We start from the raw sequence: 1,319 nt of genomic DNA, 5'->3' as shown, positions 1-1,319 counted from the left end.
TCTCCGGACCGCTCGCCGAAAAGTACGGCCGCCGCAAGATGCTGCTGGCCGTCACCGGAGGCATCTTCGTCTTCGGCCTGCTGTTCGTCCCGCTGTTCAGCGGCGGCTTTGTGGGCACCATGGCTCTGCTCATCATCGGCTTCTCGCTGATGGGCTTGACGTTCGGTCCCATGGGTGCGCTGCTGCCGGAACTGTTCCCCACCAACGTGAGGTACACCGGCTCAGCCGTGAGCTACAACGTGTCCAGCATCCTGGGCGCTGCAGTGGCTCCGTTCATCGCTGTGGCCCTGTGGGAACTTGCTGACGGCAGCCCTGTGCTGGTGGGCGTCTACCTCACTGCCATGTCGGTGCTGACGCTCATCGCCCTCTTCGTGAGCAAGGAAACCCGCGACCTGGACTACGAGAACAACGTAGCCTGACGCCCCGGCGCCGGACGTTAAACCCCGGCCAGTGACGGCATGCCCGGCGTGATCCCTGAAGTACCAGGGAACGCGCCGGGCTTTGCTGTGTCCGGGGGCCACCCGGTGGGGGAGTAACGGACGACGGCGGGACTCCGGTCCGCGGGGCAGTCATCAGCCGGCGTAGCGGGCAACGAAGTTGCGGAGGATCTTCATGGGCTCTGTGGCGGTGTATTTCCGGGCGTGCGCCATGAGCTCCTCGGCGGACTCCGGCGGGAAGTATCCGGCATTCCGGTAGATGTCGATCCTGGTGACCAGCCCCTCCGCATCCAGTTCCGGGTGAAACTGTGTGGCGTACAGGTTCTGCCTGATCCGGAACATGTGGACAGGGCAGGCCTGGGATGATGCCAGCAACACCGCGTGCGGGGGCAATGTGGTGCATGCTTCCTTGTGCCCGGTGAAGGCGGTGAAACGGCGTGGCATGCCCTGCAGGAGCGGATCCGAGAGCCCGGCCTCTGTCAGCTCGATTTCCACGCCTCCCAGCTGTTCGCCGAAGGTTCTGTCGATCACAGCACCCTGGTGCCTGCCCAGCGTTCCCACGCCGTAGCAGGCGCCGAGGAAGGGGAAGTCCAGGTCCACCAGCCTGTCCAGCAGGGCAGCCAACTCCCGCTCCACCCGGTGCTGGGTGGCGCTCTTCTGGTCCGGCGGGTCGCTGGAGGTAAAAGGGCTGCCACCCACGATGACGCCCGAGTAGCCCGCCAGGTCAAGGTCCGGCAGGGGAGCGGACTCCAGCCGGATGCGGTGCAGCTGCTCCGGCGCCAGCTGCCCGTACCTCAGGTAGGCGGCGTACTCGTCCTCGGCAGCGGCATCTTCGGCCCGGGAGGCCAGGAGCAGGAAAGGCTTCACACGCTAAGTGTGCCC

The 1,319-nt window shown here is 65.9% G+C and carries 2 protein-coding genes; one reads left to right on the top strand and one right to left on the bottom strand.

What is annotated here, in order from left to right:
- A partial coding sequence (locus DBR22_RS21660; RefSeq protein WP_146187616.1) for an MFS transporter occupies positions 1-419 on the top strand: 419 nt, incomplete at its 5' end.
- Between the two features lie 153 nt (positions 420-572).
- On the opposite strand, the gene DBR22_RS21655 is transcribed toward DBR22_RS21660, so the two are convergent.
- Positions 573-1,304: a glutamine amidotransferase gene (locus DBR22_RS21655; RefSeq protein ID WP_108600682.1), complete on the bottom strand. Its 732-nt coding sequence runs from the start codon at positions 1,302-1,304 to the stop codon at positions 573-575.
- Positions 1,305-1,319: the final 15 nt, after the last annotated feature.

Origin of the sequence: Arthrobacter sp. HMWF013 (assembly GCF_003061105.1) — a bacterium.
GTDB lineage: Bacteria > Actinomycetota > Actinomycetes > Actinomycetales > Micrococcaceae > Arthrobacter.
The sequence above is the reverse complement of the archived record's forward strand: the minus strand, read 5'-3'. Positions and strand labels throughout refer to the sequence as shown.